General features: G+C 74.5%; 2 protein-coding genes. One reads left to right on the top strand and one right to left on the bottom strand.

Annotation, left to right across the window (positions count from 1 at the left end; translation table 11 throughout):
- Positions 1 to 109: 109 nt before the first annotated feature.
- Positions 110 to 550 (bottom strand): nitroreductase family deazaflavin-dependent oxidoreductase, encoded by a 441-nt coding sequence (locus ND748_RS32050; protein ID WP_251750021.1) that lies wholly within the window; start codon positions 548 to 550, stop codon positions 110 to 112.
- A gap of 86 nt (positions 551 to 636) precedes the next feature.
- Here ND748_RS32050 and ND748_RS32045 point away from each other — a divergent pair.
- Positions 637 to 1,375, top strand: a 739-nt coding sequence (locus ND748_RS32045) for a DNA glycosylase AlkZ-like family protein (protein ID WP_251750020.1), incomplete at its 3' end; no start/stop codon positions are given.

The raw sequence follows: 1,375 nt of genomic DNA, 5'->3' as shown, positions 1-1,375 counted from the left end.
GGCCTGGGCCGGCTGGGCACGCGGCTGTCCCGCCGAGTTCGCCGGCCGGGCGCGTCTCGAGGGGGACGGCTGCCGTGAGCCGCCGGGCGCGTCGGCCGGCGGGCGCGGGTCAGTCCGCGGTGGGCTCGAGCACGAAGACCGGGATCTCGCGCTCGGTCTTGCGCTGGTACTCGGCGTAGTTCGGGAAGGCGGCGACGGCCCGCTCCCACCACTGTGCCTTCTCGTCGCCCGTGACTTCGCGGGCGACGTAGTCGCGCCGGACCGGGCCGTCCTGGAGCTCGACGTGCGGGTCACCGAGGATGTTGAAGTACCAGACGGGGTGCTTGGGTGCGCCGCCGAGAGAGGCAACCACCGCGTAGGAGCCGTCGTGCTCGACCCGCATCAACGGCGTCTTGCGGATCTTGCCGGACTTCGTGCCGCGGGTGGTCAGGACGATCACGGGCTTGCCCTGCATCGAGGTGCCCCGGGTACCGCCGGAGCTCTCGATCTCCTCGACCTGGTCACGGACCCACTGCGCGGGACTTGGCTCATACTCTCCGGTGAGTGGCATGCGTACCAGTGAACACCACCGGGTACCGCGCGGCCGGGTGGACACGGGTGGACACGGGGCGACAGTCCGGCTGGCAGGCTGGACGGATGACAGCGGCGCCGATGGCGGACAACGGTGGCCTCGCCGCGGCCCGGCTGGCTGCTCAGGGACTGGCCGGCCCGCCGGCCCGCGACCCCGTCGACGTCGTCGGACGTCTGCTCGCCGTGCAGGGCCAGGATCCCCGCGGCCTGCGCCTGGCGATCCGTTCCCGGACCCGCGGGTTGCATGCCGCCGACGTCGACCGGGCGCTGTCCGAGGATCGGTCGCTGGTCGTGACCTGGCTCAACCGCGGCACCCTGCACCTCGTGCGGGCCGAGGACTACTGGTGGCTGCGGGAGCTGACCGCACCGGCCATGGCCGCGCAGATCCGGCGCCGCCTGGCGCAGGAGGGCGTCTCCCCGGACGCCGCGCAGCGGGGCGTGGCCCGGATCGAACGCGCCCTGACCGACGACGGCCCCCTGTCACGCGGCGAGCTGCGGGAACGGGTCGAGGCGGCCGGGGTGCCGGCGGCCGGGCAGGCCATGATCTATCTGCTCATCGTCGCCGCGACGCGTGGCCTCGTGGTGCGCGGACCCGTCGTCGGCACCGAGCAGAACTACGTGCTGGTCCGCGACTGGCTCGGCGCGCCGCCGCGAGAGTTCGACCGGGACGCCGCCCTCGCCGAGCTGGCCCGCCGCTATCTCGCCGGGCACGGCCCGGCCGGCGAGCGAGACCTGGCCCGCTGGGCCGGCGTGGCGCTGCGAGACGCCCGCCGCGGCCTCGCCGCCATCGCCGCCGACCTGGTGA

The sequence above is a fragment of the Frankia sp. AiPs1 genome (assembly GCF_023716945.1).
Classification (GTDB): domain Bacteria; phylum Actinomycetota; class Actinomycetes; order Frankiales; family Frankiaceae; genus Frankia.
The sequence above is the reverse complement of the archived record's forward strand: the minus strand, read 5'-3'. Positions and strand labels throughout refer to the sequence as shown.

Bases quoted from the DNA above. Each gene is read 5' to 3' on its own strand.
- ND748_RS32050 (WP_251750021.1), bottom strand. From the start codon at position 550: ATGCCACTCACCGGAGAGTATGAGCCAAGTCCCGCGCAGTGGGTCCGT.